Annotated in this window: 11 protein-coding genes and 1 pseudogene; 1 reads left to right on the top strand and 11 read right to left on the bottom strand. The window is 65.5% G+C overall.

Translation table 11 applies throughout. From position 1 onward, the window contains the following. Positions 1–239, top strand: a pseudogene (locus ACJ8AT_RS21415) (IS4 family transposase); the annotation flags it as partial. Between the two features lie 728 nt (positions 240–967). On the opposite strand, the gene ACJ8AT_RS21410 reads toward ACJ8AT_RS21415, so the two are convergent. The 11 genes from ACJ8AT_RS21410 to ACJ8AT_RS21360 all read right to left on the bottom strand — a co-directional run bounded on the left by ACJ8AT_RS21410 (position 968) and on the right by ACJ8AT_RS21360 (position 13,604). Then, the gene (locus ACJ8AT_RS21410; RefSeq protein ID WP_407739645.1) at positions 968–1,741 is read right to left on the bottom strand and encodes a hypothetical protein; all 774 of its coding nucleotides are present in this window, start codon (positions 1,739–1,741) and stop codon (positions 968–970) included. A 105-nt stretch (positions 1,742–1,846) separates the two neighbouring features. Further along, complete coding sequence (locus ACJ8AT_RS21405; protein ID WP_407739644.1) at positions 1,847–2,713, bottom strand: hypothetical protein; 867 nt, start codon at positions 2,711–2,713, stop codon at positions 1,847–1,849. A gap of 575 nt (positions 2,714–3,288) precedes the next feature. Beyond that, positions 3,289–3,645, bottom strand: coding sequence for a hypothetical protein (locus ACJ8AT_RS21400; RefSeq protein WP_407739643.1), 357 nt, complete (start codon positions 3,643–3,645; stop codon positions 3,289–3,291). Positions 3,646–3,707: 62 nt separating this feature from the next. Continuing rightward, positions 3,708–4,124 carry a VOC family protein gene (locus ACJ8AT_RS21395; protein ID WP_407739642.1) on the bottom strand — a complete coding sequence of 139 codons (417 nt, stop codon included), beginning with the start codon at positions 4,122–4,124 and terminating at the stop codon, positions 3,708–3,710. Between the two features lie 112 nt (positions 4,125–4,236). Next, the gene (locus tag ACJ8AT_RS21390; RefSeq protein WP_407739641.1) at positions 4,237–4,755 is read right to left on the bottom strand and encodes a DUF2127 domain-containing protein; all 519 of its coding nucleotides are present in this window, start codon (positions 4,753–4,755) and stop codon (positions 4,237–4,239) included. 99 nt (positions 4,756–4,854) lie between these two features. Continuing rightward, positions 4,855–6,048 (bottom strand): OmpP1/FadL family transporter, encoded by a 1,194-nt coding sequence (locus ACJ8AT_RS21385; protein WP_407739640.1) that lies wholly within the window; start codon positions 6,046–6,048, stop codon positions 4,855–4,857. Further along, on the bottom strand, positions 6,045–9,521 hold the full coding sequence (locus ACJ8AT_RS21380; protein WP_407739639.1) for a hypothetical protein: 3,477 nt from the start codon (positions 9,519–9,521) through the stop codon (positions 6,045–6,047). Before ACJ8AT_RS21380 ends, ACJ8AT_RS21385 begins: the two co-directional genes overlap by 4 nt. A gap of 166 nt (positions 9,522–9,687) precedes the next feature. Then, positions 9,688–10,410 carry a YebC/PmpR family DNA-binding transcriptional regulator gene (locus tag ACJ8AT_RS21375; RefSeq protein ID WP_407739638.1) on the bottom strand — a complete coding sequence of 241 codons (723 nt, stop codon included), beginning with the start codon at positions 10,408–10,410 and terminating at the stop codon, positions 9,688–9,690. A gap of 68 nt (positions 10,411–10,478) precedes the next feature. After that, positions 10,479–10,772, bottom strand: coding sequence for a hypothetical protein (locus tag ACJ8AT_RS21370; protein ID WP_407739637.1), 294 nt, complete (start codon positions 10,770–10,772; stop codon positions 10,479–10,481). A gap of 265 nt (positions 10,773–11,037) precedes the next feature. Continuing rightward, on the bottom strand, positions 11,038–11,313 hold the full coding sequence (locus tag ACJ8AT_RS21365) for a hypothetical protein (RefSeq protein ID WP_407739636.1): 276 nt from the start codon (positions 11,311–11,313) through the stop codon (positions 11,038–11,040). Between the two features lie 353 nt (positions 11,314–11,666). Continuing rightward, positions 11,667–13,604: a CocE/NonD family hydrolase gene (locus ACJ8AT_RS21360; protein WP_407739635.1), complete on the bottom strand. Its 1,938-nt coding sequence runs from the start codon at positions 13,602–13,604 to the stop codon at positions 11,667–11,669. Positions 13,605–13,635 lie beyond the last annotated feature (31 nt).

Below are 13,635 nucleotides of genomic sequence, written 5' to 3'. Positions count from 1 at the left end.
GCGCCTTGGCTTGCGCCCTGCTGACGCTGCTGGGCGCGGCTGGCGAGAGCTTGGGCATGGAGCGCTACCTCAAGGCCAACACCGTCAAGCGTCGCACCTACTCGCTCTTCCGCCAGGGCTGCATGTATTACCAAGCCATCCCCAACATGCCCGAGCACCGCCTGCTCCCGCTGCTCGAGCGCTTCGCTCAACTTGTCTGCGAACAGCCCGTCTTCCGCGAAAGCCTCGGACTTTTATGAGGGGATGCCTCAGATCTCAAGCGGCATACTGCGCTGATGAAGCGGTATGGCGACTTTGGAAAATACCCCACCTCTGCCGCGCTTTTGCTTGATGACATTGGAGCGCGTGACTTGCCGGATCTTCGCGAGCAGGTTGCAAAGGCGTATCACTCTCCTGCTGAACGAGCCGAAGCCCTGAAGAGGAGGCTCTGTGAGGTATTCAGGGTCAGTTCTAAAATTGCTTCGATGTTTCTCGCTCTTGTGAGCAATCCAGACCTAACGTCGGGTGCGCCTTGGGTCGACGGGATCGACTGGACGCGATATGTGGTCGTGGACTCAAACGTCGAAGCTTTTCTTAGCTCGGTCGGCTATTCGGGGCGCCGTAGCTACGATGAGCGTAGTCGCTTCATCCGGATGCTCGCTCGCCGAATAGATCTTCGTCAGCTTGATTCACGTCTTCACTCCTTCAATCCCCGAATCGTCCAACAGGCAATGTATGTATTCATGAGCCGTTCTAACAGAAGCTTCGCAAAGAGCGATTGCTGGCGTCAGAGAGAAAAATGCGCAAGTTGCCCCACTGAACTTTCCGCACGGTGTCCAGTGCGCCAGCGGCCTGTTGGCGGTCTTGCAAGCCAGTAGGGAAACCCATGATGCTCTGGCGGATTCTGTGGTAGGCCAATCCCTTGCTCCTTGCTATGATGACCGACTGTGCGGGTATGCCCCTTATACCCATGGGCGACACCCGCTTCCTATTGCTTCCCGAGCTGCTGGTCCCACGCGTACAACTGGCCTAGGAGTTCAGGGGTGGCCGCCCCCGACACCCGCTCGAACGTGGCCGGCTCGAGCGAGGCGAAGCGTCGGCGCAGGAGTGCTGGGTCCGTGAGCAGATTCCGGTGCTTCAGATCCCGTGCTGCCGCGAACGCCCGAGGCAACTGCCGGAGGATGGCTTCGAGGCAGTCCTCCCTGGTAGCCCGCGCCATCCGCTCCGCGGCCTGCTCCAAGCGTTCGCGGACCGAGGCATCTCCCACGGGGCACCATGCATCCATGGCCCAACCGCGGGCGGCGGTCATCACCTCCTCCAGAGTGAGTGCGGCCTGGGGCGAGGTGAAGAGATAGCGCACAGACTGGAGCTGCTCCCAGAAGCGTAGCACCGCCCGGAGGCGAAGTGCCGTACGTTGCGCACTGTGTGGCGCTGTCTGCGCGACCGCGAAGTGCAGCGCTCCCCAGGCCGTTTCTCGGCAGAACTCCTCGAAGGCATCGCCTACCTGAAACGTGTTCTGCCAATCGAGGGTTTCGTACAAACCGGTCGCGACGCCCGTTGCCATGTACAGCCGCCAAGCTGGGCGCTCCCGCAGAAAGTCGACCGCCTCATGAGCAATCACCACCTCGCCAGCAGGGACCTCCAGCATCTCGCGGGGATAAGGGAAGGTTCCATTCTGGAGGTATTGATCGCCACATCGGCGGCCCTCCTTCCGAGTCTTGCGGGCCACCGCTGTGAAGGTGCCATGCAGGAACGTCGGCATATGCAGAGAGCGAGGTTGTTCAGTCTCCATGGCATGCGTCCTACCAAAGTGAGTGCTCGATGAGGAGACAGGAGCACAGAGGACATGCGGGCTACACGCTCCTTGTCACAGGCCGTTGGCGGCTGCGGGTAGTTGCACCGGGGGCACCTGGGCCGGAGGACGCGCTGGGAACGGGATGACCTGGCCACCTCCCTGAGTAGGTGGCTGCTGGGCGCCCGGGCCTGAACTCATGCGTCCGAGGATCGCTCCCGCGAAGATCACCCTCGCGCTCTCGCCGATGATGTCGATCACCACGCCAACAGCCCCGCTGACGGTGGCGAGCTGCTCGCGGCGAGTGACCATCTCTTCCACAGCCTGTCCCACCCATCCGCCGTACTGTCGCAGTTCCTCCACGGTAAGTTCCACCCACCGCCCGTCGTCGTAGGCCGCTCTCTCGGACTCGAAGCGCCGCTGACTGCGAGTCCACCGGTACTGGGTGATTCCCGGCTCGGAGGTCTGCCACTCCAGGCGCCAGATGTACTCGCCTCGAGCAAATCGGATCAGGATCTGGCCTTGAAACTCCGTGCCTCCCGTGAAACTCGCGCCGGGCGCCACAGCCCGGTTCAACGCAGCCAGATACATCCGCACCTCCTGGCGCCCTTCTTGAAGGCCTCGCGCGTTCGCGGGTTTGATTTCAAAGACAAACCACATGGAGATGTCAGTGATGTCCGGGCGTAGTTCCCGTTCGTTCTGCTGCAGGCGGGACGGTGCTCCCACCCTTGAATCCTGCACAATGGTGGCCAGAGTCTTGGTGTTGAAGTAGACCGTACTTTCTGGGTGATTCACTTTGTACATGTAGGTAATCAGCCGGTGTGCGGCGTTACCCATGAAGAACTCCCAGGGCGCTTGCGAGTCTGGGGTCCTGCCAGGGACGTTGTAGCCCTGGACAGCTTGCCCGGAGGACTCTCCGCTGGAATCGGAGCCGTCGCCCATGGCCAGAAGGACTCGCGCCCGCCGAGCAGAGGGAGATGCGCCCCCAGGCTGTCCCACTCCGGTGGTGGCGCAGCCTGCGAGCAGTCCCCAGAGCGCCAGCACTACTCCGTTCCGGGTAGCGCGGGACGCGAGCAGGTTGCAAACACGAGCCTTCATGCCGATCTTCCTCCACTCACTCTCACAGGCGAGGAGTCAGAGCGCAGTAGAGCCCGGTGGTTGAGGGAAGACCACCCCCTCCAGGGTCATCCCGTGCAGCCCGCACCCTGAAGCTCGCGCACGATGTAGACAGGGTGCTGTACAACCATGCAGGCTCACAGCGTGGGGGAAGGGTATGCGGTGGAAAGGGATGCTCCAGGAGTAGGGGCAAGGCAGGCACGTAAACCTGCCCTGGAAAGGCCGTTCGGTCCTCCCGAGAGCGGGTGAGCTTGGGGAGCGGCCCCGCTGCCTAGCTCACGCAGCGGTTCGTCGACTTCATGGTCAGTCGAGTGGCCGCGCTGTTGGCGTCGCCGGGCGGGTGACGCGGCGACCCCATTGGTCTACGCGACGGCCAAAGATGAGGCGGCCTCAGCGCGGTTCTACTCCTTGCCGGGCCCCTGGGGAGAGGTCGTCGCGACCACGGCGATGGCCGCCCAATACACCAGGAAGGCCAGCGGTGGCAGTTCTCCTCCCAGGGCGTGAAACCCCGATGCGATCAGGAGGATGACCGCCAGCGCCCATGCGGCGAGCCGTCGGGACACGGGGATGAGGAGGAAGACGGCACCAATCGCCTCGGCCGCCCCCAGTGCCAGGAGAAACCAGGCGCGGTGCCCGCTCCCCTCATGGCCCGTGGCGGACCTGACGGCGAGGTGGAGCGCGGGAACTCCGAGGACAATCGCGGGGCTCCACCGGAGTGCCGTCAGCAGGTGGGGAGAGACGTGCCCTGAACGAGTCATGCTGTGCTCTCCTTCTGAAACCCTCTGTCGGTGCGCACCCGCCCCATATCATGGGTGATCCTTCACTTCTGGATCGCCGCCGGGTCCATCCACATCACCTCCCAGTGGTGTCCGTCGGGATCGAAGAAGCTCCAGCCGTACATGAAGCCGTGGTCCATGGGGGCGGCCGCGCGCATTCCGCCCGACGCGAGCGCGGTCTTGACCATCTCGTCGACCTCGGCGCGGCTGCTGGCCGAGAGCGCGAAGATGCCCCCGGTCGAGGTGCGGCTGTCACTGATCGGCTTCTTGGCGAAGTCCTTGAAGCGCTCCTCGGAGAGAAGCATCACGTACCCCTCCTCGCTGAGGATCATGCACGCCGCCTTGTCGTCGGTGAACTGACGGTTGAACGCGAAGCCGAGCTTGGTGAAGAACTCCATCGAGCGCTTCAGGTCTCGGACGGGCAGGTTGACGAAGATCTTGCGGGAACGGTTCGCTGGCATCTGGGCCTCCCTCAGGGGTTTGGCCCTATAGACGGCAGACGGCACCGGGCGGGAGAACTCATCGGTCCTCCCGAAAGAAAGTGCACTGCCCGAAACACAAAGCCCGAGAGGCTCAGGCGTGCGCGGGCCGGTGGTGCGGGCGTCTGGAGGGCTTGCGTGACTCGTGGTGGCGCACGCGCCAGAAGAGATAGACGAGCACCGCCACGTTCACCACCAGCGTGGCCACCTTGGTGGCGGTGAAGTGGTGGATGCACTCGTAGATCTCAAACGGCAGCAGCGAGGCCGTGACGCCGATGGTGAGGTACTCCGCCCAGCGCCGCCGCATGAGCAACCCCACACCCTCGACCGTGAAGACGGCTGCATAGGCGAACGCCGCGATGCCCAGCTCCTGCATCTTGCGTGGATCCGTCTCCGCGACCTTGCCAGCGAAGAGCGCCACCAACCGCTGCACGGCTGGCCCGGTGTAGGCGCTTCCCCAGTGCATGACCAGCGCCGGGATGTCCTCCTTTTGGCTCTTGAAGGCCATCACCCCGAGCGCCACCAGCAGCGCCACCTTCACCAACTTGAAGACGCCGATGGCGACCAGGGCCGCGCCGCTGCTTTCGGAGTGTCCCTCGGGCTGTGTTGCCATGCCTGAAGGGTAGGCATGGAGCAGAGAGGCACAGAGAAGCTGCCTGGCGAGCGGGCGAGCGGGCTGCATGGCTGCCCTGAGAAGAACGCGTGTCCTTCGCTAGAGCTTGTAACCCACGCTCAATCCCAGCACGTGCGCCCGACCGGCATAGTCGGCCTCGTAACCCGGCGCGGTGCTGTGCTCAGGGCGCAGCAGCACCAACTGGTAGCCCGCGTCGGCGCGGAAGCGCTCGCCGGTATAGCCGACACCGGCGGTGACCTTCAGCCGGTTCGAATCCGGCAGATCGGGCGTCAGCGTATCCAGCGGGCTGGGCGTGGGGTCATAGACGGTACCCAGCCGCAGCGCCAGCTTGGGGCTCCAGCGGTACTCGCCGCCGAGGTGGAAGTTCACCGTGTCATGCCAGCGCTTGGGGAGGTTCTGGCTCAGTGATGGATCCTCGAAGTCCACCGTGATGGCCTTCATCGTGGACCACCGGTAGTAGTGCGCGTCCGCCGCGAGGGTCAGGTTCGCCAGCGGGCGGAATGCCACTCCGGCGAACACCGTGTCCGCGGTCCGGATGCTGGTGCTCAGCGGCTGATCCCGGACCATGTTGGCGAACTCGACCGGAACATTCTCGAAGTGCGCCGAGCCGGTGAATGGAAGGCGAACCCCCGAGCGGTAGGCCAGCCCGGCCGAGAGCAGGTTCGGGATCACATCCACCTGGAGGCCCGCGTTGGCGCCAAGCCCGGTGGCGGCTCCGGAGAGGGTGACCTGCCCATCCGAGTCGACGAAGTTGAGCTTCCGGCCGATCTGCACCGTGGCGTGCACGATCTGAAGGCCGGCGCCCAGGCGCACGCGCTCGTGGACGCGGTAGGCCACCTCGGGGTTGACGTCGAACGTCGTCAGCGCCGAGGTGAGCGCCCGATAGCGGAACTCCCAGTCGGGAGACCATTCCTCCGCGCTGCCGTAGTTGGTGAACACACCCAGCCCCGCGGCGAGCGAGTCGGAGATTCGCGCGGTGACGTAGGCGTGAGGCGGTGGGACGATGGCGAAGCGGTTGGAGGACGTCGTCCCGGTCTGCTGGGAGGTGATGTGCAGGCTGGGGTTGATCAGGGTGGCGCCAGCCATCACCTGGAGGCCTTCCAGGTGGAGCAGTCCGGCCGGGTTGTAGAACACCGCGGACGGGTCATCGATGTGCGCAGTGATCGCCGTACCCAACCCGGTGGCCTTGCCACCATGGGTGTCGACAGCGAAGCCCGCCGCATGAGCGGTCGCCGCCAGGGAGAGTGAGAGCAACGCCGCAATGCCTCTCATGGCACCACTCCCGTGTTCAGGAAGTTCACCACCTGCTGCTGGGCCTGGTTCATCAGAGTGGGGTAGGTCTGGTTGATGAGGTAGATGTGCCGGTCCTTGCCGGTCTGATCGGAGGTAGCGGTGTTCACCACCACGCCCACTCGAGGCCCGCTGGCCGAGCGGTTCGCCGCGGAGATGATCCGCAGCGTGTTGGCGTTGGGGATCACCGGATCGCCCTCGACGTACTGAACCATCACCTTTCGGTCGACGGGGACACCGGGCCGCTGGAGCAGGAAGGGTGCGTGGTTGGCGGGATCGCCTGGATCCAGCGCCCATTGCATGGCGGTGATGAACTGGTCAAACGCTGGCGTGCCGGGGGCCAGTCCGTTGGCGGCGGCCTGTTGGAGGAAGAAGGCGCGAGCCTCGGGCGTCAGTCCGTTCAGCAGCAGGCTGGGGAGGTCCGCTCCCGCCGCGTTCAGCACCACGCGGTGGATGTTCGGCGACACGGAGGTGGAGATGGCGCCCACCATTCCGCCCAGGCTCATGCCCAGGTAGTGGATCTGGTTGGGATCAAGCTTCTCCGTACCCAGCCTCGTGTTCAGGCTGTTGGTACCGGAAGCCTGGATGACTCGCTCCAACTGCGCGAGGTCCGCCGCGTGCTGCCGGAAGGCATCTCGCGTCGCGAACAGGTTCGCCGAGATGAAGTTCCAACCCGAGACCACCGGCGCGTGGGTCGTGGAGTCCAGCAGGAAGGCGGGGCCCTCGCAGCGGCCCGACGACAGGCAGAAGCCCTGGTTCTGACCCTGGCACAGCAAGTCTCCCGTCCCGCCCGGGATGCAGACAGAGCCAGCGCTGGTCGCCGTGCATTTGCCGGTGTTCTCGTTGCACGTGGCGCCGCTGGCGCAGGCGTCGTTGTCGCTGGTAGCGGCGGGGAGTGCGGTGGAGCCCTTGGAGCCCGCGCAAGTGCTGCGCTCACCGTGCCAGGGAAGATCGATGGCGATCAGCGCCTTGCCCGCGGCCGCCAGGGAGTTCGCCATCGCGAGCAGGCTGACATTGGACGCCGTGATGGGGTGTCCCCAGATCACCACCGGGTAACCCGAGGCCGGGGCCGCGGTGGACGGCGTGGTCAGGTAGAAGGAGATCTGCTCGATGCGCGGGTGGGCGGGGTCGGCGGTCCCACCGGGGCCGGTCAGCACATTGGGGATGGAGAGGTGGCCGACGTAGACGTTACCAATCGAGTTGTAGGGGTAGGGGTTGAACGAGCTCTTGTAGACGGTGTTCTTGTTGCTCAGGTCCACCACCGTGTCCGGAAGCGCGCTGCCTAGCGAGGCGGGCAGGGCATAGAGCTGCTCGACTCCGGAGCGGATGCTCTGGGTGGTGAAGCCCCACGCCAGCGCCATCTTGCCGCGCGGGATTCCGCGCTCGGCGATCGCGTCGAGCACCGGCTTCATCGTGAGCCGCACCGGCTCCAACTGGCGGGCCTGATCGTCGCTGATCAGTGACACCAGCGTCTTGCCGGTCGCATCCACGAGGGGCGTCGTCGAGCGCAGGAGCGCGAAGGCGGGATCGGCGATCAGGTGCCGCCCCTCGGTGTCTTGCAGGTCCGTGGAGAGGTAGGCCGCATACGTCGCCTGCTCATCGAGTGGCACCTGCGGCACGATCTGCAGTTGCTGAGGCGAGCTCGGAGTCCCTCCATCGCCCAGAGGGCTGGAGGCGCAGCCCATGCAGATGCGCACCTGGGGCTCGTCGCCGCCGGGCGACACCTTGAAGAAGCCCACCCCCGCGTCGAGGGTGCCCGCGTCCAGCTCACCCTCGTCGAGCACGCCACGCGGATCGCTGGTCTCAGAGACCACGGGCGCGGTGGTGGAGAAGCCATCCAGCGTGTTCAGCTTCGTGATCAGGTCGATCGCCGCTGGGGTGCCACTATCCGGGACCGGGAGCTCCAGGTGGGCAGGCTGGCCGCCCTCTCCCGGGACTCGGATGATGTCGTTGGGCAGTGGCACTACCTGGTTGGCGGGATCGAAGAAGGCCTCCGGGTTCGGCGCGATGCTGAAGGTCCAGACCAGAGACACGCTCTCACGCGGAAAGCCCTCGGACTCGAGCTGATCGAGCAGCGGCTTGAACTGCCGGCGGATGCCCTCGAGCCTCACCGCATCAGCCGGCGCGATCGGCGTGAGGGTGATCGCGCTCTTGCAGTCGGCGGAGGCGAGATCGTCGCAGGTGGTGAGCGGGACGGTGCCGCGAATCAGCGCCCAGACCGCGCTGCCTATCGGCGCGCGCCCGTCCTTCATCTTCAGACCTTCGCTGCCGCCAATCACCGCCACCTCGAACGTCTTGCCCTTCGGCCACAGGCCTTTCGGTGGGGTGACAACCAGCCGCTTCTTCACGGGATCGAAGGAGAGGGTCGCGGCCACCGTGGTCGGAGAGTCACCGTCCTTCGACGGGGACAGCTCCCTCACCCGGACGTTGGCGGACGTTAGGGTGGCGAGGTCGAGATCTCCACCCAGGATGTCCACACCCGCCGTAGTCGCGGACGGGAAGCCGGAGAGGGTGTTGAGGTACTCGGTGGTGAACTGCTGCTCGGCTGGGGAACTGGCTGGGTCCACCGGCGCATTGATGAGGCCGGTGGTGGGATCGATGGCCAAGTCGGTGGGCAGCGGCACCTTGGGCGGGCTGGCGGCCGGCTCGAACACCACCATGGGCTGGTCGGTGATCTTGAAGCTCCAGAGCAGCGCGATCTCCTCACGCGGAATACCCTGGCCGATCAGGTAATCCACCGTCGGCTTGTATTGGCGCCGGATCCCTTCGAGCCGGATGGCCGTCCGGGCCTGGTCCTCGATTCGCGCCGCGGGATCCTGCTCCGTCGACGGGAGGATGTCCGTGACCGACTTGCAGTCGGGCGAGCTCAGATCCTCGCAGGTCACCAGCGAGCGCTCGGAGCGGAGGATCGCCCACGTCGGAGTCCCGACCACCGGCTCGCCGTGGGCGCCCTTCAGGCCGTGCTCGCCGCCCAGCAGCGCGACAGCGTAGATGTGGCCCGGGAGCCAGAGGTTGCCGGGAGCGGTCAGGCTGATGAGCCCCGGGTTGGCCGGATCGCCAGGCTGGTCCGTGTAGCTCCGCGTCACGCCGGCCACGGGCGCGTTCCCATCGGTGAGATCCAACACCCGGACGCTCTCGGGTGTCACGGAGGCGGGATCGATCGGCGCGGTGAAGGTGGCGGTAGCGGTGCTGTTGGCCGGGAAGCCGTTCAGCGTGTTGAGGTACGCGATGAAGGCCTTGTCTGCGTCCGTGGCGTCCGGATTCGGGTCCACGTGGAGCAGACCCGTGGCCGGATCGGTGGCGAGATCATTCGGCAGCGGCACCACGGGTGGCGCATTGCCGGGATCGAAGCGCGGGTTGACGACCGAGGGGGGAGAGACCTGGGGCTGAGACGTGCACGCCGCGCTGACGAGCACCACGGCGCACAGGAAGAGATCCCGGGGGGAACGATTCATGGGATGACAGCTCGCTAATGCCAGCCCGGGATGAACCCCGGGTGGGCCGGACGTCTGGCCAGAAGGGTGCTGTCGGACTATTGAAACTGGCGGACCGGCTGGATCCCGAAATCGTCCATCGACGGAACAGTGCCCAGGAGCTCACGAGCCCTGGGCCCCGCCGCCATCACGCCAGGTTGTGGAAGACGCGCTGGACGTCCTCGTCCTGCTCGAGATCGTCCACGAGCTTGAGGACCTCGGTGGCCTTGTCCTCTGGCAGCTCCACGGGGTTCTGGGCGATGTACTCGGACTCCGCGGAGAGGGGAGTGAGCCCCCGGGCCTCCATGGCGGACTGGAGGTGCCCGAAGTCATTGAAGGCGCAGCGGATGATGATCTGCTTCTCACCCTTCTCGCCGACGCCCTCGCCCAGCTCCTGCAGCCCGTGGTCGATCAGGTCCAGCTCGAGCGCCTCGAGATCCAACCCCTCGGGCGCGAGCCGGAAGACGCCCATGCGCTGGAACATGTACGAGACGCTGCCGGTGGTGCCCATGTTGCCGCCGTTGTTCTTGAAGTGCATGCGGATGTTGGCCACCGTCCGCACCACGTTGTCGGTCGCGGTCTCCACCATGACGGCGATGCCGTGCGGCCCGTAGCCCTCGTAGAGCACCACATCGTAGGACTTGGCGTCCTGGCCGTTGGCGCGCTTGATGGCGGCCTCGACCTTGTCCTTGGGCATGTTGCCAGCTCGAGCGTTCTGCAGCGCTCGGCGGAGGGCCGGGTTGTTGTCCGGGCTGGGGCCCCCGGACTTCACAGCGATGGCGATGTCCTTGCTAATCCGCGTGAACAGCTTCGCCATCTTGTTCCAGCGGGCGAACATCGTGGCTTTGCGGGTCTCGAAGATGCGTCCCATGGCGCGGAGAATGGCCGAGCCCTGGGCCTTCCACAAGGCCACAAATGCCCGCTGTCAAGGCCTTGCTGTCAGCTCTGAAGTTCGAGGGACAGGGACTTGCCCGCTTCGAACTGAGGCGCCTGCCGCAGCTGCTCCAGCACGCGCTCCTGGCAGCGCAGGGTGACCATGGGGAGCGAACCCGGCTCGCTCACCCACTTGACGGCGCTCATCAACTGCCGCGACTGCAAATAGTTCAGCACCCGCTCCCGGAACTGCAGGCTCTCGTGGCGGCCCACCTCGTAGACGGCCCGGCGGTCGCGCAGGAGCGAAGGGCGGTACGGCGTGTCCTCTTCCCGCGGCATCACGATCGCCTCAATCCACATTCCCGGCACCCTCCGATTGGCGCCTCGAAAGTAGCAAGGCTCGCTCTGGATGCATCCCACCGGCGTTGCATTCTCGCGCCGAATGGTTGCGTCCAAACGCCACGGGGTACCAAATCCCGCCGCGACGGGACTTCAGGAAAAACCAGCAAGTTTCAGGAGCTGGAGTGTAACCCCGCGCCGCGATTGGGCTTTACGGCGATAGACCGAAACCGGGATTTCGGCCGTTCAATCAGGAGAGCGGCCCGCGGACGGCACCGCGGGCGGCTCAGGACTGCAGCTCGAGGGTCAGCGACTGGCCCGCCTCGAACTCAGGAGCCTTGCGCAGGCGCTCCAGCACGCGCTCGTGGCAGCGCAACGTCACCATGGGAAGCGAACCCGGCTCGCTCACCCACTTGACGGCGCCCATGAGCTGGTGGGCCTGCAGGAAGTTGAGCACCGTGGCTCGGAACTCCAGGCTCTCCTCGCAGCCGGCCTTGTACACGGCACGCCGGTCAAGCCGCGGCGAGGGGCGGTAGGGCCTGGAGTCATTCTCACGGGGCATTACGATTGCCTCGATCCACATGGTCGCGCCCTCCGCGTACAACTAACTGACGTCTTGAATGATCATCGTGGGCCCAGGCCCATAGTTGCGTCTAGAGGCAAAACGCCGTGGCGCGAGAAATCCTGAAACTTTTGCGTAGTAGGGCGTAAAGCCGCGTCGGATCAGGAGATTTTCGGCCTCCACGCGCGCCGTGGCGAGCCGCGTCGAGGCCTCGCTCACGCGGGGTTCTCAAGATTCGAGGGAATTCCATTCCTTCGGAAGTGGAATTTCCGAAGGGCTGGACCTGCTGCGGCCTGCGAGCCACGAGTGACCTGGGAGGTCAGGGGGGCGGCCAGGCTGCCCGTGCGCGAGGCTCACTCGTCGGCCGAGGGCAGGACGTTGACCTTGACGAAGCTGGCGTTGGATGGCGAGCGGTACACGCGGTGGGTGGCGCGGATGAAGTCGCTCTCCTTGGCCTCGAAGATGTTGGGGACGAAGGTCTGCGGGTTGCGATCGATGTACGGGAACCAGGAGGACTGGACCTGGATCATCACCCGGTGGCCGCGCTGGAAGGTGTGGAAGACGTCATTGATGACGAAGTGGACGAGGGTCGGCTCGCCGGGCTTGAAGGGCTTGGGCTCGGAGTAGCTGTCGCGGAAGCGGCCGCGGAAGGGCTCGCCGCGAACGAGCGTCTGCTGGCCGCCCCGATTGGGCTTGCCGGCCTCTTCATCCGCCTTGGACCAGCCGGGGAGCTTGCCCGGGTTGACGTCCACGAGCTTGACGACCCAGTCCGCGTCGGTGCCGGTGGTGGAGACCCAGAGGTTGGCCTCCAGGGGGCCCGCCAGCGTCAGGTCCTTGTCCAGGGGCTCGGAGGTGTAGACGAGCACGTCGGGCCGGCGCGAGGCGAAGCGCTGATCCTCGGTCATGTACTTCTTGGTCCAGCCCGCGGTGATCTCCGCGGTGTAGGGCACGGGGCGGGCTGGATCGCTGATGAACTCGTCGAAGAGGGACGCGCCCGAACCGGCGGGGGCAGTGAAGGTGAGGCTCTCCTTGGGCTGGAAGTAGAGGCGCGCCTCGCGCACGTTCTTCGGAGGCCAGGAGTCGAAGCGGCGCCAGCGGTTGGTGCCGGTCTCGAAGACCATGGCCTCGGGGAGATCCGGCTTGTCGCCTCCCTTGAGGTGGTACTTGAAGAAGGCGAGCGAGAGCTCCAGGTACGTGTTGCTGGTGGCGAAGCCGAAGTCCGCGTCCCCGAGCGACGAGCCATCCGTGCGCTGCCAGCCGCCGTGGGACCAGGGGCCGATCATCAGCATGTTGGTGATGCCGGGGTTCTGCTTCTCGATGGCGCTGTACGTGTGCAGCGGCCCGTAGAAGTCCTCGGTGTCGTACCAGCCGCCGACGGTGAGCACGGCGGCCTTGATGTTGCGCAGGTGGGGCAGGACGTTCCGGGCCTTCCAGAAGTCGTCGTAGTTGGGATGGGCGATGACGTCCTTCCAGAACGCGATGCCCCCCTTGAAGTAGCGCGAGTCGGCGTTGCTCAGCGGTCCCAGCTCCAGGAAGAACTGGTAGCCGTCCGGAGTGCCGTGCTCGAAGGGCTCCCACGCCTCGTTGGCGGTGGGCTGGGGCCGGGCCTTGCCGAAGGACGAGAAGAAGTCGAAGGCCAGCACCAGGTTGAAGGCGCCGTGCCGGTGCATGTCATCCCAGAACCAGTCCGCGATGGGCGCCTGGGGCGACACCGCCTTGAGCGCTGGGTGCGAGTCGATGGCTCCCACCGAGGTGTAGAAGCCCGGGTACGAGATTCCCCAGATGCCCACGCGGTTGTTGTTGCCGGGCACGTTCTTCACCATCCAGTCGATGGTGTCGTAGGTGTCGGTGCTCTCGTCGATGTCCTTGGCCCCGGGCTTGGAGCCGAGCTGCGGGCGCATGTTGACGAACTCGCCCTCGGACATGTGCTGACCTCGCACGTCCTGGAAGGCGAAGATGAAGCCCTCCTTCTCGTAGGCGGCGTTTGGCCCGAGCGCGTTCTTGTACCGATCCGCTCCATACGGCGCGACGGTGTAGGGCGTGCGCGAGAGCAGGATGGGGTAGCGCTTCGCCGCCGTGGCATCGTTGGGCACGTAGACGGAGGTGAACAGGTGCGCTCCGTCCCGCATGGGGATGCGGTACTCGAACTTGGAGTAGTGCGAGCGGATGTACTCGGCACGCTCGGCGGCCGGATCCGGAGGCTTCGGAGGTTGGGCCGGAGCCTGGGCGCTGGCCGTCCCGGTGAGCGCCACCAGTGCGAGGACCACGAGACCGCGTGATGCGAAGGACATGGAGTCTCCAAGAAGCGGGAAACAGGAAGGG

It is taken from the genome of Hyalangium sp. (genome assembly GCF_045802625.1).
Lineage (GTDB): Bacteria > Myxococcota > Myxococcia > Myxococcales > Myxococcaceae > Hyalangium.
Note: the sequence above shows the minus strand (reverse complement) of the source record. Positions and strands in the feature narration are given on the sequence as shown.

What these genes read in the sequence shown, in the direction of transcription:
- ACJ8AT_RS21385 (WP_407739640.1), bottom strand. Translation starts at nt 6,048, where the DNA reads ATGAGAGGCATTGCGGCGTTGCTCTCACTCTCCCTGGCGGCGACCGCT.
- ACJ8AT_RS21400 (WP_407739643.1), bottom strand. Translation starts at nt 3,645, where the DNA reads ATGACTCGTTCAGGGCACGTCTCTCCCCACCTGCTGACGGCACTCCGG.
- ACJ8AT_RS21360 (WP_407739635.1), bottom strand. Translation starts at nt 13,604, where the DNA reads ATGTCCTTCGCATCACGCGGTCTCGTGGTCCTCGCACTGGTGGCGCTC.
- ACJ8AT_RS21410 (WP_407739645.1), bottom strand. Translation starts at nt 1,741, where the DNA reads ATGCCGACGTTCCTGCATGGCACCTTCACAGCGGTGGCCCGCAAGACT.
- ACJ8AT_RS21395 (WP_407739642.1), bottom strand. Translation starts at nt 4,124, where the DNA reads ATGCCAGCGAACCGTTCCCGCAAGATCTTCGTCAACCTGCCCGTCCGA.
- ACJ8AT_RS21365 (WP_407739636.1), bottom strand. Translation starts at nt 11,313, where the DNA reads ATGCCCCGTGAGAATGACTCCAGGCCCTACCGCCCCTCGCCGCGGCTT.
- ACJ8AT_RS21390 (WP_407739641.1), bottom strand. Translation starts at nt 4,755, where the DNA reads ATGGCAACACAGCCCGAGGGACACTCCGAAAGCAGCGGCGCGGCCCTG.
- ACJ8AT_RS21405 (WP_407739644.1), bottom strand. Translation starts at nt 2,713, where the DNA reads ATGGGCGACGGCTCCGATTCCAGCGGAGAGTCCTCCGGGCAAGCTGTC.
- ACJ8AT_RS21380 (WP_407739639.1), bottom strand. Translation starts at nt 9,521, where the DNA reads ATGAATCGTTCCCCCCGGGATCTCTTCCTGTGCGCCGTGGTGCTCGTC.
- ACJ8AT_RS21370 (WP_407739637.1), bottom strand. Translation starts at nt 10,772, where the DNA reads ATGTGGATTGAGGCGATCGTGATGCCGCGGGAAGAGGACACGCCGTAC.
- ACJ8AT_RS21375 (WP_407739638.1), bottom strand. Translation starts at nt 10,410, where the DNA reads ATGGGACGCATCTTCGAGACCCGCAAAGCCACGATGTTCGCCCGCTGG.